This window comes from Nocardia sp. NBC_00565 (genome assembly GCF_036345915.1).
In the GTDB taxonomy this organism is placed as follows: Bacteria; Actinomycetota; Actinomycetes; order Mycobacteriales; family Mycobacteriaceae; genus Nocardia.
Genome location: NZ_CP107785.1, coordinates 591762 through 613118 on the forward strand (window position 1 = coordinate 591762; position 21357 = coordinate 613118).

Annotated in this window: 19 protein-coding genes; 14 read left to right on the plus strand and 5 right to left on the minus strand. The window is 66.5% G+C overall.

What is annotated here, in order from left to right; translation table 11 throughout:
• The first annotated feature begins 298 nt into the window (after positions 1–298).
• The 8 genes from aceE to OG874_RS03135 all read left to right on the plus strand — a co-directional run bounded on the left by aceE (position 299) and on the right by OG874_RS03135 (position 10974).
• Positions 299–3097, plus strand: coding sequence for a pyruvate dehydrogenase (acetyl-transferring), homodimeric type (gene aceE, locus OG874_RS03100; RefSeq protein ID WP_330257700.1), 2799 nt, complete (start codon positions 299–301; stop codon positions 3095–3097).
• 11 nt (positions 3098–3108) lie between these two features.
• On the plus strand, positions 3109–4443 hold the full coding sequence (locus OG874_RS03105) for a PucR family transcriptional regulator (RefSeq protein WP_330253608.1): 1335 nt from the start codon (positions 3109–3111) through the stop codon (positions 4441–4443).
• A gap of 128 nt (positions 4444–4571) precedes the next feature.
• Positions 4572–5486, plus strand: a complete 915-nt coding sequence (locus tag OG874_RS03110) for an ACP S-malonyltransferase (protein WP_330253609.1) — start codon at positions 4572–4574, stop codon at positions 5484–5486.
• A 125-nt stretch (positions 5487–5611) separates the two neighbouring features.
• Positions 5612–5911, plus strand: a complete 300-nt coding sequence (gene acpM, locus OG874_RS03115; RefSeq protein ID WP_330253610.1) for a meromycolate extension acyl carrier protein AcpM — start codon at positions 5612–5614, stop codon at positions 5909–5911.
• A 10-nt stretch (positions 5912–5921) separates the two neighbouring features.
• Positions 5922–7172, plus strand: a complete 1251-nt coding sequence (locus OG874_RS03120; RefSeq protein WP_330253611.1) for a KasA/KasB family beta-ketoacyl-ACP synthase — start codon at positions 5922–5924, stop codon at positions 7170–7172.
• A 200-nt stretch (positions 7173–7372) separates the two neighbouring features.
• The gene (locus OG874_RS03125; protein WP_330253612.1) at positions 7373–8806 is read left to right on the plus strand and encodes an acyl-CoA carboxylase subunit beta; all 1434 of its coding nucleotides are present in this window, start codon (positions 7373–7375) and stop codon (positions 8804–8806) included.
• A gap of 235 nt (positions 8807–9041) precedes the next feature.
• Positions 9042–10454 carry a C4-dicarboxylate transporter DctA gene (dctA, locus tag OG874_RS03130; RefSeq protein ID WP_330253613.1) on the plus strand — a complete coding sequence of 471 codons (1413 nt, stop codon included), beginning with the start codon at positions 9042–9044 and terminating at the stop codon, positions 10452–10454.
• Positions 10455–10500: 46 nt separating this feature from the next.
• Positions 10501–10974 (plus strand): winged helix-turn-helix transcriptional regulator, encoded by a 474-nt coding sequence (locus OG874_RS03135; RefSeq protein WP_330253614.1) that lies wholly within the window; start codon positions 10501–10503, stop codon positions 10972–10974.
• Between the two features lie 259 nt (positions 10975–11233).
• Here the strand turns inward: OG874_RS03135 and OG874_RS03140 are convergent, their stop codons facing one another.
• Positions 11234–11929, minus strand: a complete 696-nt coding sequence (locus tag OG874_RS03140) for a nitroreductase (protein ID WP_330253615.1) — start codon at positions 11927–11929, stop codon at positions 11234–11236.
• A 343-nt stretch (positions 11930–12272) separates the two neighbouring features.
• Between OG874_RS03140 and OG874_RS03145 the strand changes: the two genes are divergently transcribed.
• From OG874_RS03145 to OG874_RS03160, 4 genes are read left to right on the plus strand one after another with little or no spacing between them, the layout of a single operon-like run.
• Positions 12273–12629: a hypothetical protein gene (locus OG874_RS03145; RefSeq protein WP_330253616.1), complete on the plus strand. Its 357-nt coding sequence runs from the start codon at positions 12273–12275 to the stop codon at positions 12627–12629.
• 16 nt (positions 12630–12645) lie between these two features.
• Positions 12646–13563 carry an SGNH/GDSL hydrolase family protein gene (locus OG874_RS03150; protein ID WP_330253617.1) on the plus strand — a complete coding sequence of 306 codons (918 nt, stop codon included), beginning with the start codon at positions 12646–12648 and terminating at the stop codon, positions 13561–13563.
• Positions 13560–14849: an acyltransferase family protein gene (locus tag OG874_RS03155; protein WP_330253618.1), complete on the plus strand. Its 1290-nt coding sequence runs from the start codon at positions 13560–13562 to the stop codon at positions 14847–14849. Before OG874_RS03150 ends, OG874_RS03155 begins: the two co-directional genes overlap by 4 nt.
• Positions 14850–14867: 18 nt before the next feature.
• Positions 14868–16619 (plus strand): Eco57I restriction-modification methylase domain-containing protein, encoded by a 1752-nt coding sequence (locus OG874_RS03160; RefSeq protein WP_330253619.1) that lies wholly within the window; start codon positions 14868–14870, stop codon positions 16617–16619.
• A gap of 11 nt (positions 16620–16630) precedes the next feature.
• Here OG874_RS03160 and OG874_RS03165 read toward each other — a convergent pair whose 3' ends face one another.
• From OG874_RS03165 to OG874_RS03180, 4 genes are all read right to left on the minus strand, one after another.
• Positions 16631–17251 carry a TetR/AcrR family transcriptional regulator gene (locus OG874_RS03165; RefSeq protein WP_330253620.1) on the minus strand — a complete coding sequence of 207 codons (621 nt, stop codon included), beginning with the start codon at positions 17249–17251 and terminating at the stop codon, positions 16631–16633.
• 169 nt (positions 17252–17420) lie between these two features.
• A complete protein-coding gene (locus OG874_RS03170; RefSeq protein ID WP_330253621.1) occupies positions 17421–17606 on the minus strand; it encodes a hypothetical protein in 186 nt (61 codons plus the stop codon).
• 166 nt (positions 17607–17772) lie between these two features.
• A complete protein-coding gene (locus OG874_RS03175) occupies positions 17773–18288 on the minus strand; it encodes a gamma carbonic anhydrase family protein (RefSeq protein WP_330253622.1) in 516 nt (171 codons plus the stop codon).
• Between the two features lie 47 nt (positions 18289–18335).
• Complete coding sequence (locus OG874_RS03180; RefSeq protein ID WP_330253623.1) at positions 18336–19286, minus strand: GlxA family transcriptional regulator; 951 nt, start codon at positions 19284–19286, stop codon at positions 18336–18338.
• Positions 19287–19357: 71 nt separating this feature from the next.
• Here OG874_RS03180 and OG874_RS03185 point away from each other — a divergent pair, with 71 nt between their 5' ends.
• Together OG874_RS03185 and ald are read left to right on the plus strand one after the other, a co-directional pair.
• Entirely contained in the window at positions 19358–20125 is a 768-nt protein-coding gene (locus OG874_RS03185; RefSeq protein ID WP_330253624.1) for an MBL fold metallo-hydrolase, read from the plus strand.
• 75 nt (positions 20126–20200) lie between these two features.
• Positions 20201–21316, plus strand: coding sequence for an alanine dehydrogenase (gene ald, locus OG874_RS03190; protein ID WP_330253625.1), 1116 nt, complete (start codon positions 20201–20203; stop codon positions 21314–21316).
• Positions 21317–21357 lie beyond the last annotated feature (41 nt).

Consider the following 21357-nt stretch of genomic DNA (forward strand, 5'->3'; position numbering starts at 1 on the left):
CTCGACTCACGTTCCCTGCGGAACGGTAACGCAGATGCCCCTGACATGATGACCTGGGCCACAACTTCCGCAAGGATGGAGGTGCGCCCGAACCTAACGCAGACGGACGGTCCGCCAACCACGCGTGCCCGCCCGGGGAAACAGACGCCCATCAGCATGTCCACCCCCTGTACGAGGAGCAGATTTGACCGACCTGATCCACTCTTCCGCGCCAGCGAAATCCGCTGGCACCGAATCCGCACCTGCCCCGGCCACGGGCCGCGATCCGCACGGATCGCACAACCAACCGGCCGAGCGCGTGCGGGTCATCCGCGAAGGGGTGGCGTCCTACCTACCGGACATCGACCCGGAGGAAACCTCCGAATGGCTCGAATCGTTCGATGAAATGCTCGACCGGGAAGGTCCGGGCCGCGCGCGTTACCTCATGCTCCGGCTGTTGGAACGCGCCGGTGAGCGTAGGGTCGCCATACCCGCTTTGACCTCCACCGACTATGTCAACACCATCCCCACCGAGAACGAGCCGTGGTTCCCCGGCGACGAAGAGGTGGAGCGACGGTTCCGTGCCTGGATCCGCTGGAACGCGGCGATCATGGTGCATCGGGCGCAGCGCCCCGGCATTGGTGTGGGCGGCCACATCTCGACCTACGCGTCCTCGGCGGCGCTCTACGAGGTCGGCTTCAACCACTTCTTCCGCGGCAAGGACCACTCCGGTGGTGGCGACTCGATCTTCATCCAGGGTCACGCCTCGCCGGGGATCTATGCCCGCGCCTTCCTCGAGGGCCGGTTGAGCACCGACCGGATGGACGGCTTCCGGCAGGAGTACAGCCACGGCGGACCGGGCCACGGCCTGCCGTCGTACCCGCACCCGCGGCTGCTGAACGACTTCTGGGAGTTCCCGACGGTGTCGATGGGCCTCGGCCCGATGAACGCCATCTACCAGGCGCGGTTCAACCACTACCTGCACGACCGCGGCATCAAGGACACCTCCGATCAGCACGTCTGGGCCTTCCTGGGCGACGGTGAGATGGACGAACCGGAGTCGCGCGGCCTGATCCAGGTGGCCGCGAACGAGGGTCTGGACAACCTCACCTTCGTGATCAACTGCAACCTGCAGCGCCTCGACGGCCCGGTGCGCGGTAACGGCAAGATCATCCAGGAGTTGGAGTCGTTCTTCCGCGGCGCGGGCTGGAACGTCATCAAGGTGATCTGGGGCCGGGAGTGGGACGCGCTGCTCGGCGCCGACCGCGACGGTGCCCTGGTGAACCTGATGAACACCACCCCCGACGGCGATTTCCAGACCTACAAGGCCAACGACGGCGCGTATGTCCGCGACCACTTCTTCGGCCGCGACCCGCGGACCAAGGCGCTGGTGCAGGATCTGTCCGACGAAGGCATCTGGAACCTCAAGCGCGGCGGTCACGACTACCGCAAGGTCTACGCCGCGTACGCGGCCGCGATGGCGCACAAGGGCCAGCCGACGGTGATCCTGGCCAAGACCATCAAGGGCTACACCCTCGGCAAGCACTTCGAGGGTCGCAACGCCACCCACCAGATGAAGAAGCTGACGCTGCAGGACCTCAAGGACTTCCGCGATCTGCAGCGGATTCCGATCAGCGACGCCGAACTGGAGAAGGATCCCTACCTGCCCCCGTACTACCACCCGGGTATGGAGGCGAACGAGATCCAGTACCTGCTCGATCGCCGCAAGGCGCTCGGCGGCTTCTTGCCCGAACGGCGCACCACGGCAAAGCCGCTGCAACTGCCGGGCGACGAGGCATACAAGTCGGTGCGCAAGGGTTCCGGCAAGCAGAACGTGGCCACCACCATGGCCCTGGTTCGGCTCATGAAGGAGCTGTTGCGGGACAAGGAGATCGGCAAGCGGATCGTGCCGATTATTCCGGACGAGGCCCGTACCTTCGGTATGGACTCGTGGTTCCCTTCGTTGAAGATCTACAACCGCAACGGCCAGTTGTACACCTCGGTCGACGCGGAATTGATGCTTGCCTACAAAGAGAGCTCGGTCGGGCAGATCCTGCACGAGGGCATCAACGAGGCCGGATCGACCGCGTCGTTCACCGCGGCGGGCACGTCCTACGCCACCCACGGCGAGCCGATGATCCCGCTGTACATCTTCTATTCGATGTTCGGCTTCCAGCGCACCGGCGATGGATTGTGGGCCGCCGCGGACCAGTTGGCCCGTGGCTTCGTGCTCGGAGCAACCGCCGGGCGAACCACGCTGACCGGTGAGGGTCTGCAGCACAACGATGGCCACTCGCTGCTGCTGGCCTCGACCAACCCGGCCGTGGTCACCTACGATCCCGCGTTCTCCTTCGAGATCGCGCACATCGTGCGGGACGGCCTGCGTCGCATGTACGGCGGCGGCACCGCGGAGCCCGGCCCCGGCGCACTGCCCGGCACGCACCCGCACGGGTCGGCGGGCGAGTTCGGCGGCGAGGACATTTTCTACTACATCACCCTCTACAACGAGCCGTATGTGCAGCCCGCCGAGCCCGACGATCTCGATATCGCCGGTCTGCTCAAGGGCTTGTATGTGTACAAGCGCGGTGGCGAGGGCAGTGTGCGCGCGCAGATCCTGGTCTCGGGCGTCACGGTGCCCGACGGTGTGCGGGCCCAGGCGCTGCTCGCCGAGGAGTGGGGTGTGCAGGCCGATGTCTGGTCGGTGACCTCGTGGGGCGAACTCCGCAAAGAGGCGCTGAGCAAGGAGATCGCCGAGCTGCGCAACCCGGGCACCGATGCCGGGGTGCCATACGTCACCCAGGCGCTGGCCAGGGTCGAGGGTCCGTATGTGGCCGCGACGGACTGGATGCGCGCGGTGCCCGATCAGGTCCGCAAGTGGGTCCCCGGTGATTTCACCACGCTCGGCACGGACGGATTCGGTTTCTCCGACACCCGTCCCGCCGCGCGCCGGGTCTACAACGTGGACGCGCAGTCGATTGTGGTCGCGGCGCTGTCCGCACTCGCTCGCACGGGGAAGATCGACCCTGTGAAGGCGCGTGAGGCGGCGGCCAAATACCGCATCGATGATGTCGACGCCGCGCCGAAGTCGGCTCCCGGCGCCGAAGATGAACTCGCATAGCGGACGATTGGATGGTGGAACGTAAACCGCCGCGGCCGCGACGGATCTCCGAAGGCTCCTCCGAGCACGAGGTGTATCTGCCGACGGGCGCGCTCTCCCCGAACCGGCAAAACCGCGATCCGCTCCCGGATACGCTGCTCAAACGCGTGAAGCAGTTCTCCGGGCGTCTCTCTACCGAGGCGGTCGGATCGATGCAGGATCGGTTGCCGTTCTTCGCCGATCTGGACGCCGCGCAGCGCGCGGGCGTCCAGATGCTGGTGCAGACCGCGGTGGTGAACTTCCTCGAATGGCTACAGGACCCGGATAGCGATATCCGGTTCAGCCTGGACGCCTTCCAAGTGATTCCACAGGACCTGGCGCGGCGGCTGACGCTGCGCCAGACCGTGGACATGGTCCGCGTCGCCATGGAGTTCTTCGAACAGTGGCTGCCCGCGCTCGCGCGCAACGACCGGCAGCTGGTCGCACTCACCGAGGCGGTGCTGCGCTACGGGCGTGAGCTCGGATTCGCCGCCGCCTCGGTGTACGCGAGCGCCGCGGAATCCCGCGGTGCGTGGGATACCCGCCTCGAGGCGCTCGTCGTGGACGCCGTGGTCCGTGGCGATACCGGCCCGGACATGCTGTCGCGGGCCGCGACCCTCAACTGGGATGCCACCGCACCGGCGACGGTGCTGGTCGGTACGCCGCCGGGAGACCAGGGCGTTTCGATGGTCGGCTCGGTGCACACCATCGCCGCGCGGCACGGTCGCGCGGCACTGGCCGTCGTCCAGGGCGCCCGGCTGGTCATGGTGGTCAGCGGAAATCTCGGTGAGTCCTCTTTTATATCGCCGTTCCTCGCGGACCTGCTCGCCGAGGTGTTCTCGGACGGGCCGGTGGTGATCGGCCCGACCACGCGCACCCTTGGCGCCGCGCATGCCAGCGCGGTGGAGGCGCTGGCCGGAATGGAGGCCGTGGTGGGCTGGCGCGGCGCGCCACGCCCGGTGCACGCAACGGAATTATTGCCCGAACGCGCTTTGTTGGGTGACCGAGCTGCGATCGACGCGTTGAACGAGTATCTTGTCCTTCCGTTGGCCGCTGCGGGTTCCTCGCTGGCCGACACTCTCGAGGCCTATCTGGATTGCGGTGGCGCGGTCGAGACGTGCGCGCGTCAGCTGTACGTTCATCCAAATACCGTTCGGTACCGCCTCAAGCGGATAGCCGAGATCACCGGGCGTGATCCGATGAATCCGAGGGACGCGTATGTGCTCCGGATCGCCGCCACGGTAGGTCGTTTGACACGAACCCGTAACGAATCGTCAACATCTACCCCAGAGGTCACTCAATTCTCGATGGGTCACGACGGCGTGTAACGGCGGCAGCGGATCAGTCGATCGGGACAACTCACGTGGCCTTTTGTGGGACCCCCACAAAACCACTCGGCAAGGTTCATTCGCGTCGACATCTCGTGCGGCCCACCTCACAGTGTTGTCTTAGAGGTGTGATCGCGTTGTTCGCCCCAGGACAGGGGTCCCAGACACCCGGCATGCTCGCGCCTTGGCTCGACCTTCCCGGCGCGACCGATCGGCTCGCTCTCTGGTCCAAGGCCTCCGGCCTGGATCTGGTCCGCCTCGGCACCACCGCGACGGCCGAAGAGATCACCGATACTGCCGTTACCCAACCGCTCGTGGTTGCCGCGGCGCTGCTGGCATTTTCGGAAGTAGAGCCGGATTCACTTCCGGCCGCTACCATCATCGCTGGACATTCGGTCGGTGAGCTCGCTGCCGCCGCGGTCGCCGGAGTCATCTCCGCCGACGACGCGGTCGCGTTGGCCGCCATCCGCGGTGCGGAGATGGCCAAGGCGTGCGCGCTGGAGCCGACCGGTATGTCCGCGGTGCTCGGTGGCGATGAGGCCACCGTGCTCGCGCGGCTCGAAGAGCTCGACCTCGTCCCGGCCAACCGCAACGCAGCGGGTCAGATCGTGGCCGCTGGACGAATGGCTGCCCTGGCGGAACTCGCCGCGAACCCACCCGAGAAGGCTCGGGTGCGTGCGCTGCCCGTCGCGGGTGCCTTCCACACCGCGTTCATGGCCCCGGCTCAGGACGCTGTGACGGAAGCCATAGCCAAGATCACGCCGAAGGAGCCGACCCGGATCCTGCTTTCGAACTTCGACGGCAAGGTGGTCGCCTCCGGCGCTGATGCGGTCGCTAAGCTCGCGGCGCAGGTCACCCGGCCCGTCCGTTGGGACCTGTGCACCGAGACCGTCCGGCAAGCGGGGGTTTCGGCAGTGGCGGAGCTGCCGCCGGCGGGCACCCTCGTCGGCATCGCGAAACGGGAGATGAAGGGCACGCCCACGCTTGCCCTGAAGACCCCCGAAGACCTCCCCGCGTTGGCCGGGCTCACCATCTCCGGCTAGCTTTCCCTCCGCGGCCGTGCAACGAAAACGCACGATCGTGACCGAGCAGACGGTAACCATCGCCTGACTCGATTCGAAAAACAACAGTAGAAGCCCTGCAAAGTAGATAAGAAGGGAGCCACGAAGTGGCCGCTCTGACCCAGGAACAAATCGTCGAGGAACTCGGCAAGATCATCGAAGAGGTAACGGGTATCGAGCCCGCTGAGGTGACGATCGAGAAGTCCTTCGTCGATGACCTGGACATCGACTCGCTGTCCATGGTCGAAATCGCAGTGCAGACCGAGGACAAGTACGGCGTGAAGATCCCTGACGAGGATCTGGCCAGCCTGAAGACGGTCGGCGACGCTGTCGGCTACATCCAGAAGCTCGAGGCCGAGAACGCTGACGCGGCCGCGGAGCTCAAGGCCAAGTTCGACGCCGAGTAGGGCCGACACTGTGACCACTCCTTCCACTTTGAACGGGAACTTCCCCAACGTCGTCGTCACGAGTATGGCGGCGACCACGTCGATCGCTGGTGATGTCGATGCGACGTGGAAGGGACTCCTCAACGGCGAGAGCGGCATCGACGTTCTCGAGGATTCCTTCGTCGAGGAGTACGACCTGCCGGTCCGCATCGGCGGTCACCTGAAGGTTCGGCCCGACACCCTGCTGTCCCGTGTCGAGTGCCGCCGGATGGCCTACGTTGAGCAGCTCGCGACCGTGCTCGGTCGCGAGGTCTGGCGCAACGCGGGCAGTCCGGAGGTCGACCCGGAGCGGCTGGGGGTGGCGATCGGCACCGGACTCGGTGGCGGTGACGCCCTCATCGACTCGGTCGACAAGCTGAAGAACGGTGGCTATCGCAAGATTTCGCCACTGGCTGTTCAGATGGTCATGCCGAATGGCCCGTCGGCTGTTGTCGGTCTCGAATTGAAGGCCAGGGCAGGAGTGGTCACTCCGGTCTCGGCGTGCTCATCGGGCTCCGAGGCCATCGCCAATGCTTGGCGGATGATCGTCATGGGTGACGCCGATATCGTCGTCACCGGTGGCGTGGAGGGTTTCATCGACGCGGTGCCGATCGCGGCGTTCACCATGATGCGCGCGATGAGCACCCGTAATGACGACCCGAAGGGCGCATCGCGCCCGTTCGACAAAGACCGGGACGGTTTCGTCTTCGGTGAGGCCGGTGCGCTGATGGTCATCGAGACCGAGGAGCACGCCAAGGCACGCGGAGCCACCATTCACGCTCGCCTGCTGGGCGCCGGAATCACCTCCGACGGTTACCACTTGGTCGCGCCCGACCCCACGGGTGACGGCGCCGCGCGGGCGATGACCCGGGCGATGCAGACCGCTGGTCTGACCAAGAAGGACATCACCCACATCAATGCCCATGCGACCGCGACCCCGATCGGCGATACCGCCGAGGCGAACGCGATCAACAAGGCCGTGGGTAACCACGCTTCGGTGTACGCGCCGAAGTCGGCACTGGGTCACTCGATCGGCGCCGTGGGCGCGCTGGAATCGATTTTGACCGTGCTCAGCATTCGCGACGGCATCGTCCCGCCGACGCTGAACCTGGAGAACCAGGATCCGGAGATCGATCTGGATGTGGTGCACGGCGAGGCTCGCCGTCAGGAGATCGCGTACGCGATCAACAACTCATTCGGTTTCGGTGGGCACAATGTCGCGCTCACCTTCGGTCGGGCATAGCCGCTCGGTAACCGATTCAGTCTGTGCGGAGCCCCTACATGGTTACGCAAGCTGCCGCCTCCGGGGCTTGACCGCACAGACTGGCTGACTGCACAGCGATCCCCGGTGGGGTCGGCAACTCCACAGTTGTCCGACCTCACCGGAGTTCGACATACGCAGCCGCGGTAGCGGCGCACTTCCTGAGGTGAGGAGAAAACGCGATGACAATTATTGCTCCCGCGTTTCAACCAGAGACTGCGACCGATCCGCGTGATCCGCTCGGTCGACTCCAACGCTTCTTCGATCCTGGGACCGTTCTACCGCTACACCCGCGGGACAAGTCCGGTGTGCTCGCCGCGATCGGCGAGGTGGACGGTGTCCGTACGGTCGCCTACTGCTCCGACGCCACCGTCATGGGCGGCGCGATGGGCGTCGAGGGCTGCAAGCACATCGTCGACGCGATCGACACCGCCATCGAATCCGCCGTCCCGGTGGTCGGCATCTGGCACTCCGGCGGGGCACGCCTGGCCGAGGGCGTCGAGGCGCTGCACGCGGTCGGCCTGGTCTTCGAGGCCATGGTCCGCGCGTCGGGCCTGGTGCCGCAGATCTCGGTGGTGCTCGGCTTCGCGGCCGGTGGCGCCGCCTACGGTCCCGCGCTGACCGATATCGTGATCATGGCGCCCGAGGGCCGGATCTTCGTGACCGGTCCCGATGTGGTGCGCAGCGTCACCGGTGAGCAGGTCGATATGGCCACCCTGGGTGGTCCCGAGACGCACGGCAAGAAGTCCGGTGTCACCCATATCGTGGCCAACGACGAGGCCGACGCGCTGCACCGCGGGCGTCGTCTGGTGTCGATGTTTTCCGAGCAGGGCGAATTCGATCTGGTCGCCGCCGCGCACGGTGATGTCGACCTGAAGGCGATGATGCCCGAGTCGGCCAAGCGCGCCTACGACGTGAAGCCGATCATCCACGAGCTGCTCGACAACGTCGACGGTGAGTCGTCGTTCGAAGAGCTGCAGGGTGGTTACGCGCGCAGCATTATCACCGGTCTCGGACGGCTCGGTGGCCGCACCGTTGGTGTGCTGGCCAACAACCCGATCCGGCTCGGTGGCTGCCTGAACTCCGAAAGCGCCGAGAAGGCCGCGCGTTTCGTGCGGTTGTGCGATGCCTTCGGCATTCCGATCGTGGTGCTCACCGATGTGCCCGGATACCTGCCCGGTGTCAGCATGGAGTGGGAAGGGGTCGTGCGCCGCGGCGCGAAGCTGCTGCACGCGTTCGCCGAGGCGCGGGTGCCGCGGGTCACGTTGGTCACCCGCAAGATCTACGGTGGCGCCTACATCGCGATGAACGCCCGTTCGCTCGGCGCGACCGCGGTGTACGCGTGGCCCGGTTCCGAGGTCGCCGTGATGGGCGCCAAGGCCGCGGTCGGGATCCTGCACAAGAAGGCACTGGCCGCCGCGCCCGCGGACGAGCGTGAGGCGCTGCACGAGCGTCTGACGGTCGAGCACGAGCGCATCGCCGGTGGGGTGGAGCGGGCCATCGCGATCGGTGTCGTCGACGAGGTCATCGACCCGGCCAAGACGCGTAGCACGCTGGCCGCCGCACTGGCCGCCGCGCCGGCTCGAAAGAGCCACCACAAGAACATTCCGCTGTAGACCCAGTTCCGGAAGCGGGCCTCGGGATTTCCCGGGCCCGCTTTTCGTTCGTATTGTTCTGGTCGGCGGACCTGGGGCGACGGGCATATATCGATCGGGTTTCCGAGCAGCAATATCGACGAAACATCGGTGATACGCATTGCTCGTACGTTGCCGCCATGAGTGTGCGGAGCGAACGAATCATGTGCCAGCGCGCATCGCGCATGCCGGAGCCGAGCGCCAGCGAGGTGCAGGCATGAGCGTGACGATCGAATCTGGCGCCGAGCCGACTGTGGTGCGCAAACCACCGTGGTATCGGTCGCTCTTCATGCAACTGCTGGTGGCGATTGTCGCCGGAATTCTGGTCGGCAAGCTGTGGCCGGGCTTCGGTGCCGATCTCAAGCCGCTGGCCGATGGGTTCATCAAGCTGATCAAAATGGTTATCGCGCCGATCATCTTCTGCACGGTGGTGCTCGGCATCGCCCATGTGGGGGATATGAAGGCGGTGGGGCGGATCGGTGTGAAGGCGCTGATCTACTTCGAGGTGATCACCACCTTCGCGCTGTTGTTCGGGCTGCTGGTCGGCAATCTGGTGAAGCCGGGTGCCGGATTTCATGTCGACGCGCAGACATTGGCGACCGGTGCGGAGAAGATCGCTAAGACGACGAAGAACGGTGAGCTGCCGCATACCGTCGACTTTCTGCTGAATATCATTCCGGCGTCGGTGATTTCGGCGTTCGCGGAGAATGCGCTGCTGCAGGTGTTGTTCTTCGCGGTGCTGTTCGGATTGGCGTTGGCGAAGTTCAGGGAGCGCTCGGGGACGGCAGTCGGCGGAGCCGACGGGGTGGGTAAGCAAGCGCCGCCGGTGATTCTGGAGGCCGTCGATCACATCGGGAAGATCTTCTTCACGATTATCGGCTGGATCATGAAGTTGGCGCCACTCGGTGCGTTCGGTGCGATGGCCTACATCGTCGGGCAGTACGGACTTTCCTCGTTGCAGAGTTACGGCAAGCTGATCGCCTGTTGTTATGTGGCGGCGGTGTTGTTCCTGCTGGTGCTCGCGGTGGTGGTGCGGGTGTTCGCGGGCGTGAGTCTGTGGAAGTTGATCAGGTACATCAAAGATGAGCTGTTCCTGGCGCTCGGCACCGCGTCTACCGAGGTGGTGTTGCCGCGGATCATGATCAAGTTGACCGAGGCGGGGTGCTCGCGGGCGACCACGGGGCTGGTGGTGCCGACCGGGTATTCGTTCAATCTCGACGGCGCGACGCTGTATCTGTCGATCTGCGTGCTGTTCCTGGCGCAGGCGCTCGGGGTGGATCTGAGTCTCGGGGAACAGATCACCGCGGTCGGCGTGCTGATGCTGACCTCGAAAGGGATGGCGGGCGTACCGGGTTCGTCGTTCCTGGCGCTGTCGGCGACGATCACCGCGATCGGGCACGGGTCGATTCCGGTGGCGGCGGTGGCGCTGCTGCTCGGGGCCGATCGGCTGATGGATTCGATGCGGGTCACGGTGAATCTGCTGGGCAATTGCGTCGCGACGTTCGTGGTGGCGAAGTGGGAGGGGCAGTTGGATTCGGAACGGATGCGCAAGGTGCTCGACGGGCAAGCGGTGCCGCCGTTGCAGGAGGATGCCGATCCGATGGTCGCGTACTCGTCGGAGGTGGCCTGAGCGCCAAATGGGCGCTGAGCGCATGGCGCCTCGGTAGCATCGACAGGTGCGCTACGAGGAACTTGCCGATGAGCCGTGTTCGATCACGCGGCCGCTGGTGGTTCTCGGCGATCGGTGGACCCTGGTGATCCTGAAGTACTCGTTCGCGGGCGTCCGACGCTTCAACGCGTTCCAGAGCGCGCTCGGCATCTCCCGGAGCCGATTGCAGGATCGGCTCGACCGGCTGATCGAACACGGGATCCTGGTCAAGCAGAAGGCGGCCGTCGGTGTGCACGAGGAGTATCGGCTGACGCCGAAGGGGCACGATATCTACCCAATCCTGATGGCGATCCGAGACTGGGGCGATACGTACATGGCGCCCGATGGGCCACCGGTGGCCTACCGGCATCGGGACTGCGCAGGTGAGGGACACATCACCTTCGAATGTGACGCGTGCGGAACCGAACTCACGGCGCGGGATATCGAGGCCGGGCCGGGGCTGCAGTCGGAGGCTTCCGAAGCCGGACGTCAGGCTGGGTGACCTCGCGGTCGCTAGCTCGATTGCGAGCTGAGGCAAGCCTTTTCGGCGCGGCTGACGCACTCCTGGTAGGGGTTCGGGTTGCCGATGAGTTCTTGGCCGTCCCAGGTGCTGGCGCCGACGGTGACCGGATGACGACACCGCGGTCCCACAGCTCCGATTGGAAGCCATAGGCATTCGTGACAGTTGCAGTTGCGTGCCACGGCGGCCCGATGCATCGGGATGGACCACGACCGGGTCCTGCCGACAACGGCAGGTGGATTCAGTCGGTGTGCCAGGTGGCGACTCGGTCGAGGTCTGCTCGGGAGGTGCGGAAGGTGTTGACCGCGTGGTCGGTGTCCGGGTGGCCGAAGGAGATCGCGGCGATTACGCGGCGGTTGTCCGGGAGGTCGAAGTAGGTGCGCAGGAAAGGGGAGTAGGAGGCGAGCGCGGCTTGGGGAGCGGCGCCGAGGCCGAGGCTCTGGGCGGCGAGTAGGAAGGTGCCGATATAGAGGCCGCAGTCGATGGCGCCGTAGACGCCGAGGTCGGCCTCGGTGGTGACGATCGCGACGTGCGGTGCGTCGAACAGTTCGAAGTTGCGCAGGGCCTGGCGCATGGTGCCTTGGTGATCGCCCTTCACGATGCCGACGCTGTCATAGAGGCGCAGGCCGCATTCGCGTCGGCGGTCCCGGTAGACACCGGCGTACTGCGCGGGAAAGACGAAATCCGGTTCCGGTGTCGCGGTCGCGACGTGCTGGACCAGCGCCTCGCGGAATCGGTCGGTGCCCGCGCCCTCGGTGATCACGACCTGCCAGGGCTGGGTATTGCACCAGGACGGGGTGCGCTGGGCCAGTTGTAGCAGGGCCTCGATGGTGTCGCGGGGGATCTGGTCGGGGGTGAACTGACGGCAGGTCCACCGGTCGTCGAGGATGCGGCGCAATGCCGTGAACTCGTCGGTCTGCAGGCTGGTCGGGTTCATGGGCCCACCCTCTCGAATTTGGTCTTGTTTCGAGACTGAACGCTAGCATTTGTGGTCTCGTTTCGGAACTGGTGAGCTATGGGCGATTCCGCTGTACGGGGTCCGGGTGGCGGGTAGGTGGCATGGGGGCTATGCTCGCCGACGCGGCACCGTCGCGCGCTGCCTGGTCGGGCGTCGAGATGAAAATGATTGACTCGCAGCGAGATACGCAGTGCGGTAGCCGCCGAAAGTCGGGGCTCGGAAGCTGGAGTAATTCGGCGAAAGATGCCAGGAGAGCCCGAGCCGACTTGTAGTCTCCCGGCTGGACTGAATACAACTGCTCCTGATAGCTAGAACGGGGAATGTGTTGAAGGTTTGTCTCGCAACTGTGTTCGCCTGCGGTGTGGTGCTGCTCGGCGCCATCGGCTGCAGTAGCGGGACGGAGTCGCATGGCGACCACACCCCGACCAGCACGCCTGTTCCGACTACGGCACCGGCGCCGACGAGCGCGGTGGCGCAGTCGAGCCAGGCTCCCGCCCCACAAGCGGAACCGGTACCGGAAGCGGTACCCGTCGAGCCGCCGGCGCCCGCGGCAGTGCCACAACCGCAGGCGACCACGGAAACGCAAGCGCCACCGGCCGTCCCGGCGCCGCAGCCCGAACCGGCCAAGCCCGCGCCCACGTTGACCGCACCCGGATTCGAGCCGCGCGCCGGCTACTGACAGCGGAGTGATCACCTTGACCAGCAAGCTCTCTCGTCGTTGTGCCCAATGGCTGGGGGCGGTGACGGCGACCGTGGCGGCCGCGGCCGGTGCGCCCGCGGCGGCGCAGGCGGCCCCGGCCCCGGGCAGCGCTCTGGTGGTGCTCGGGGATTCCTTCGCGGCCAATGGTCTCCGGTGGGAGACGGATGCGAAGGAATGTCTGCGCGGACCCGCCTCGTGGCCGACGCAGTTGAGCCAACTGATGGGTGTCGCGGGCAGCTCCGACTTCGTCGACCGGTCGTGCTCCGGTGCGGCGATCCAGACCGAAAAGGGCTACTCGCTGGTCCAAGAGGCGATCGACGCCGATAAGGCGGGCGCGTTCGGTCCGCGAACCAAGCTGGTCGCGTTGCAGTTCGGGCTCAACGACACCTGGGGTGCGAACACGGCGACGCTGTGGACCTCGTTGGTGCCGTGCGTATTCAATGTCGCCGACGGATGTGGGCTGGAGGCAGCCGCGCAAGGCCGGATCACCGACTATCGCGGCGTTACCGGTGCGGACTATGCCCAGCGTATCCGCGAGGTGGTCGAGTACCTGCGCTACTACGCGCCGCAGGCGAAGATCGTGCTGGTCGGCTACCCCGAATTGTTCCCGGCCGGACAGCAGTTCGCCTGTCTCGATGTGCTCGGCGTCGGGCAGTATGTGCAGCCGAAGGGCGCGGGGGTGGTGGAATACCTCGATCGCGTCGACGCCGCGCAGCGGGTGGCGGCGGCGCAACTCGGGATCGAATTCTTCGACGCCAGGGCGGTGACCACCGGGCACGGATTGTGCACGGCGCAGCCGTGGTTGAACGGTGCGCTGGATCCGCGCGCGGATCTGGTCGGGATCCCGTTCCATCCATCGGCACACGGTGATTCGGTGCTGGCGGGAGCGTTGTACGAGCGGTACGGCAAGTGACGGCGGCGCCGGGCAGACGCGCGAACCCGGAGAGCCCGGCGCGGTCGGTGGAGTCGGCGCGGCCTGCGCTGCCGTCGTTGACCGGGGCGCGGTGGTGGGCGGCGTTTGCGGTATTCCTGTTGCACGCGTTGGTGTTTCTGCCGGTTTATCCGTTTCAGAAGTCCGAGCTGTTCCGGCATATCCATCAGGTGATGCCGATGCAGCTGGGGGCGGCGGGGGTCACGTTCTTCTTCGTACTGTCCGGGTTCATCATCTATTGGTCGTTCCGGCCGGGGAATTCGGTGCCGCGGTTCTACTGGCGGCGGGTACTGAAGATCTATCCGACGCATCTGGTGGCGACGGCGGCGTTCATCCTGATCGCGAGCGTGCCGCTATCGCGACTGGTGGTCTGGGCGCCGAATGTGCTGCTGATCCACACCTGGGTGCCGAAGTGGTCGACGGTCGGCGGGCTCAATGTGCCGTCCTGGTCATTGGGTGCGGAAATGCTGTTCTACCTGAGCTTTCCGCTCGCTTTGCCGCTGGTGCGCCGCATTCGCGGGGATCGAGTGCTCTGGGTGCTGGCGGGGCTGCTCGTCCTGATCCTGGCGCCGCACACCGCGTACTACCTGTGGGTGCCCGGTCCGAAGGGCATCGAGAATGCCTTTGCGCCACGGCTGGTTCCGGGGGATGCGTCGCCGTTCTTCGAGCTGCACGCCTCACCGGCGTGGTTCGCGCAGCCGGATATCCCGGTGGCCCCGTCCTATTGGCTCAGCTACACCTTCCCGGCATCGCGGCTGCCCGAGTTCTTCCTCGGGGTGCTCGCGGCGCGGCTGGTGCTGGAGGGGCGTTGGCGCAATACGCGGTTGACCTGGCCGCTGCTGGCACTGGCGATCGCCTTCGCGGCGACGTGGGTGGTTCCGGTGAACTACAAGATGTCGGCGCTGCTGCTGGCGCCGATGACCGCGGTGGTCGCCACCCTCGCGGCGCGGGATCTGGCCGGTATCCGCGGACTGAACTCCTCGCCGCGAATGGTGTGGTTCGGCAATATCTCCTTCGCCTTCTATCTGATCCAATTCCCGGTGATGGTGCTGATCACCCGGCTGTTCATCGGCGGCAGGCAGTTCGGTCTGCTCGGCTGGCTCGGATTCGCCGGATTGAGTCTGGTCGTCGCGACGGCGGCGGCCGCCGCGATCTACCGATGGGTGGACGAACCGCTCATGCGCCGGTTCTCCGGCCGCCGCGCGACGCGCCCGCCCGTGGCACCGCGGGAACCGGTCGACCGCGTTACCACCGTGGTCGGGCCGTGACGAGGCAGAATCCCTGGCATGGATTCCGGGGAACCGGCCGCGCGCGACCGCAAACGGCACGGTAGGCACTACACGCCCCCCGCCCTGGCGCGTTTCCTCGCCCAGCGGCTGCTGCACCATGTGCCGCGCTCCGGTGCTGCCGGTTTACGGGTGCTCGATCCGGCCTGTGGAGACGGTGAGCTCCTGCTCGCGCTGCACCGGGAGGCCGGTGTGTTGCTGCCGGGGGTTCGAGTGGAGCTGGTGGGGTACGACCTGGATGCGGCGGGGGTGGCGGTGGCCCGGGAACGGGCGCGGGCCGCGGGGATCGCGGTCGAATGGCATGTCGGGGACTTCTTGACCGCGTCGGCGGGAATCGCGGCGGGGGCGTTCGATGCGATCATCACCAATCCGCCGTATGTGCGGACCCAGCAGTTGGGTGGTCCGACCGCGCAGTTGCTGAGTAAGCGGTTCGGGTTGCAGGGGCGGATCGATCTCACCCATCCCTTCGTCGCGGTCGCGGCGCGGCTGCTGCGGTCGGATGGGGTGCTCGGGTTGTTGTGCGCCAACCGGTTTCTCACCACCAAGGCGGGTTCGAATGTCCGGAGCCTGCTGCTCACCGAGTTGGCTCCGGTCGAGCTGTATGACCTCGGCGATACGAAGCTGTTCGAGGCGGCGGTGCTGCCCGCGGTCACCATCGCCACCCGTAGCGCATCCCGCGACGTGTGCCGATATGTCTCGGCCTACGAGGTCGACACGCCCGAAACCATCAGTGGAACAGATCTTTTCGAGGCGCTGACGGCCGAAGACAGTCATTGCGTTACGCATGGCGGCCGCACGTTCGCGGTCGAGGTCGGCACCTTGGCAACGGGAGATCAGGTGGAGTCGGCGGTCTCCGTGGCGCTTCCGGTCGCCGTCGGTGCCGCCGATCATCGAAGGGGTGCGGCGGTCGAAGCGCGTGCGGCGTGGCGGATGTCGCGGCCGGGAGTGGATGGGTGGTTGGCCGAGATCGAGGCGGGAACGTGGCGGACGTTCGGGGAGGTGGCGCGAATTCGAGTGGGGATCAAGACGACCGCTGATCGGGTGTTCATTTCGGATCGGTGGGGGGAGATGCGGCCGCAACCGGAGGCGGAGCTGTTGTTCGATCTGATCACGCATCACGATGTCGAGCCGTGGCGGATTTCGCGGGCGCGCGATACTCGGGTGCTATATCCGTATGACACGTCCGAGTCCGCCCGAACACCGGTGGATCTACGGGAATTTCCCGGTGCCGCAGCGTATTTGCGGGAGCATCGGGAGGCGTTGGCCGGTCGGAAGTACCTGACCGACAGCGGCCGGGAGTGGTTCGAGATCTGGGTGCCACAGCGACCGCAGCTGTGGCGGGTGCCGAAGTTGGTGTTTCCCGATATCAGTGAACGGCCGCGGTTCGCATTGGATCGGTCGGGGGCGGTGGTGAACGGGGACTGCTATTGGATGTCGCTGGCCGATTTCGGGGTGGACGGTGCGGCACAGCGGCTCGCGTACTTGCTGATGGGCGTGGCGAATTCGGCGCTGGGGCTGCGGTTCTACGATGCGGTGTGCGGGAATCGGCTGTATTCGGGCCGGCGGCGGTGGATCACGCAGTATGTGTCGCGGCTGCCGCTGCCGGATCCGACGACGATGCGTGCGGGCGGAGTCGTCGAGCTGGTACGGGATTTCGTGGACGGCGGTCGGGTGCCCGATGCGAATGCGCTGCGGCTGCTCGATGAGTGGGTGGCGGCCGCGTTCGGCATGCGGATGTTCGAAGTTCGCTAGGCGCGAACCGATCATGCGGTGGTGCGGACACCGACCATCGGCAGCAGGGTGCGGCGCGCGAAATCGCGGCCCGCCTCGACATCGTCGATCGGAATGAGCCCATCGGGCGTCAGTGCCAGCGAGAGTGCCAGTCGGGCCATGATCTCGGCGACCAGATCGGCGTCGAAGTCGTCGTCGGCACCACTGCGCAGTTCCCGCAGCTTCTCGGCCAGATAGGTGCGCCCGACGGCGATGATCGGTCCGGCCTCGGTGGTGAGCCGGGGCAGGATGAGGTCGGGTTCGGTGCGCAGCAGCCGGCGCAGCAGTTCGTTGCCCGCGATCGCGGTGATGACCGCGACGAAGATCTCCACCAGTTGTTCCTCGACGCCGTCGACCTTCTGCACCCGCTTGTCGATTTCGGCGACGAAGCGCTGTGCCTCGCGCACGCTCACCGCCTCGACCAACTCGTTCTTCGATTCGAATCGGCGATACAGGGTGGCCGGGCTGATCCCGGCGCGTCGGGCGATCTCGCCCATGCTGGTGCGCTTGATGCCGAAGTCCAGGAAGGCCGACAGCGCGCTCTCCAGGAGCTTCTCGCCGTCGCTGACGGGCTTTTCCAGGATGCGCTGGAGGATGGGCGGGACGGTCGGCATCGAGTCTCCAGTCGAATCGGCTCGGACGCCGATGGTGGCCGGGCGTCGCGACGGTGCGGGTGATGGGGGTTTCATTATTTCACCGGGTCGCAGCGGTTCGGCCGGGGATCGGCGTCGCAGATCGTGCGGACTCGCGTCGTCCGAGGGTTCGAGGGGAGCGGTGGCGCGGTTACTGGCGCGGTAGGTCCAGTTCCGCCATCTCTTGTTCGATCGCATTGGCGGCGAAATCCACTCCACTGGAGCGCAATTCGTGCACCCGTCGTTGTAGCGCCTCGACACCGCCCGGCTGGGCCGCGATATCGGCCACACTGATCCGCCCCAACGGCCGGTGCATACTCTGCTGCACGTACGTCACCGTGATACCTCCTACCTGCACGCAACGCAGCCACTATCCCGGTGGGCTCACCCTCCGCGCTACAGGCCACTCGACAGCTGTGTCGGCGGGAGATCCCGGGACACCGGGCACGCTGGCAAAAGGTTATCAGCGATTTATCATGGTCGATTGACCAGTGTGCCCTGTCTCACAGTTGCTTCGCGGTCCGGTGGTTGGCCATGTTGTGTAGGTAGACAGCGCTATTCAGCCGAATGCCGTCCTGCTGGGCCTCACTCAACTCCCGGCGCACCTTCCCGGGCACGCCCGCGACCAGCGAGCCGGGCGGAATTTGCGCGCCCTCCGGAATCAGCGCATTGGCGGCGATCAGACTGCCCGCGCCGATCACCGCGCCGTTGAGCACCGTCGCGCCCATGCCGACGAGCACATCGTCGCCGACGGTGCAGCCGTGCAGGATCGCGTTGTGCCCCACCGAAACTCCGGTGCCGACGGTGAGCGGGAAGCCGGGATCGGCGTGCAGGACGCAGCCGTCCTGGATGTTGGTGCGCGCGCCGACGCTGATCGCCTCGAGATCGCCGCGCAGCACCGCGCTGTACCAAATGCTCACCTCGGCGGCGAGTCGGACGCGTCCGATCACGGTCGCGTTCGGTGCGATCCACGCGGTGTCGTCGATATCGGGCGTATGTCCGTTTACCTCGATCCTCATGCCGAAAACCTAGACGACTCGGTCGGCCGTTCCGCAATCTGTGCCGGTTACCCGAGCTGACCGGAGAACGTGGCTCGGTGGGCGGCGGGACTGGTGCCGAGGATGCGGTGGAAGTGATGGCGCAGGCTGACCGCGGTGCCGAAGCCGGTCTCGGCGGCGATGCGGTCCATCGTGGCGGTGGTTGATTCCAGCAGCAGCCTGGCCCGGTCGGTGCGCTGGTGCAGCAGCCATTGTTGCGGGCTGTTGCCGGTGCGGTCGCGGAAGCGGCGGGTGAAGGTGCGCCGGGACATGAGGGCGACGCGGGCCCAGCTGTCCAGATCGATCGGTTCGCCGAGATTGGTTCGTGCCCAGACCATCGCGTATTCGATCGGATCGTCATCGGCGGCTTCGGGCACGGCCACCGGGATGTACTGGGCCTGGGATCCGCTGCGGTGTGGGGCGGTGACCAAGGCTCTGGCGAGTTCGGTGGCGGCCCGGCTGCCCAGGTCGCCGCGCACCAGGTGCAGGCAGCAGTCGAGGGCGGCGGCGACGCCCGCGGAGGTGACGATGTCGCCGAGATCGGACCAGAGCGTGTCGGCGCGGACCCGGACCGCGGGATGGGCCGCGGCCAGGTCGGCGGCCGCGGCCCAGTGGGTGGTGACTTCCCGGCCGTCCGCCAAGCCGCTGGCCGCCACCGCGAACGAGCCGAGGCACAGGCCGACGATTCGAGCGCCCCTGGCGTGGGCACGATGCAGGGCCGCGCGCAGTTCGTCCGAGATGTCCATGCCGCGCTCCCAGCTCGGGATCACCACCAGGTCGGCGCGCTCGAAGGCGTCGAGTCCATGCTCGACGATGATGTCGAACCCGGCCGGGGTGCGCAGGGTGCCGGGATGTTCGGCGCAGACCTCGACGCGGTAGTCCGGACGGCCGCCGACGCCGACTCGGCCGAAAACCAGCGTCGGCACAGATAGATGGAACGGGATGACGCCATCGAAGGCGAGTACGGCGACACGTCGCATGGCCCGATCTTATCGGTAGGCGGCTCACGGGCCACTTTTGCGCTGTGGTCGCGGCCCGCAAGATTGGTCGCATGACCGAGACAATCGAACGCACCACTGTCGAAGCACTGCACATCGGCGGGCCGACCCTGCGCTTCCGGTACGGCGGCCTGACCTGGCTGACCGATCCCACCTTCGATGGGCCGGGCGACTATCCCGGACCGATCACGCTGCACAAGCTCACCGGGCCCGCGGTGTCGCGGGAACAGGTGGGGCCGGTGGATGTGGTGCTGCTGTCGCATGATCAGCACGCGGATAATCTCGACAACTCCGGTCGCGAATTCTTGGCCACCGTGGTGACCGTGCTCTCGACGCCGGATGCGGCCGGTCGCATCAATGGTGTTCGGGGACTGGAGAACTGGGAGACCGTCACGGTGGGTGATGTGCGCGTGACGGGTGTGCCCGCGCTGCACGGGCCGGTGGGATGCGAGCCGCTGACCGGTGTTGTCACCGGGTTCGTATTGCAGGCCGATGGTCTGCCGACGGTGTACGTATCGGGTGACAATGCCTCGGTCGATCTGGTCGAGCAGATCGTGGCGCGGTTCGGGCGGATCGATATCGCGATCCTGAATGTCGGGGCGGCGAATGTCGGCCGGTTCGGCGATAGCGATCTCACATTGAACGGGCGTACCGCCGTGCAGGCCGCTGAACTGCTCGGTGACGCCGTCATCGTTGCGGTCCACGCCGAGGGGTGGGCGCATTTCAGCGAGCACCTCGACTACCTGACGCGCAACTTCGGCTACGCCGGACGTTCCGGCCAACTGCGCGTCCCGCGGTCGGGGCAGCCGTTCGCGGTGTGAGCGCTTCCGGAAACCACAGGCAGCGTCCGCGCGGCGGTCGTGGCGTAGACACTCGCGGTGGTCCACGATGGCGATATGAGGATCGCAGTTCCACGGGAGGTCAAGGAACAGGAGTTTCGGGTGGCGCTGACCCCGGCGGGCGCCGGGGAACTGATGCGCCACGGGCACGAGGTGCTGATCCAAGCCGGTGCGGGGGTGGGGTCCGGATTCGCGGACGCGGATTATGTCAGCGCGGGTGCGCGGCTGGTACCTGCCGCCGATCAGGTCTGGCGGGAGGGCGAGCTGGTGCTGAAGGTCAAGGAACCGATCGCCGAGGAATATCCGCGGTTGCGGCGGGAGCAGGTGCTGTTCACTTACCTGCATCTGGCCGCGTCACGGGAATGCACCGATGCGATTCTGCGGTCGGGTATCACCGCGATCGCATATGAGACGGTACGGGCGGCGGATGGGTCGCTGCCGCTGCTCGCGCCGATGAGCGAGGTTGCGGGCAGGCTCGGTACGCAGGTCGGCGCGTATCACCTGATGGCGCCGCTCGGTGGCGCCGGGGTGCTGCTCGGTGGGGTGCCCGGGGTGCGTCCGGCCGATGTAGTGGTGCTCGGTGGCGGGGTCGCCGGGACGAACGCGGCCACCGTCGCGGCCGGGATGGGGGCGAAAGTTACTGTCCTGGATACGAATTTGACTCGGCTGCGGGAGCTCGACGCGCGGTTCCACGGGCGGGTTGCGACGTTGGCTTCGAATGCGGTCGAGATCGAACGGGCGGTGCGGGCGGCGGATCTGGTCATCGGCTCGGTGCTGGTGCCCGGTGCGCGGGCGCCGAAATTGGTGTCCGAGGAGTTGGTCGCGGGTATGCGGCCGGGTTCGGTATTGGTGGATATCGCGATCGACCAAGGCGGGTGTTTCGCCGATTCGCATCCGACCACGCATGCGAATCCGACCTTCCGCGTGGCGAATGCGCTGTTCTACTGCGTGGCGAATATGCCGGGTGCGGTACCGCATACCGCGACAGTGGCGCTCACCAACGCCACGCTGCCGTATGTGCGGGCCATCGCCGAGCATGGGTGGCGGGAGGCGTGCCGCGCGAATGCCGAGCTGGCGCGAGGGCTCGCCGCGGACAAGGGGCGGTTGCTTTCGGTGGAGGTCGCGGCGGCGCACGGGTATTCGGCGCCGAAGCCGGTGGGGCTCGCCGGTTGAGAGTATGCGGCCGTAGCCTGTGGCGTGGGCGGGAGAGAGGG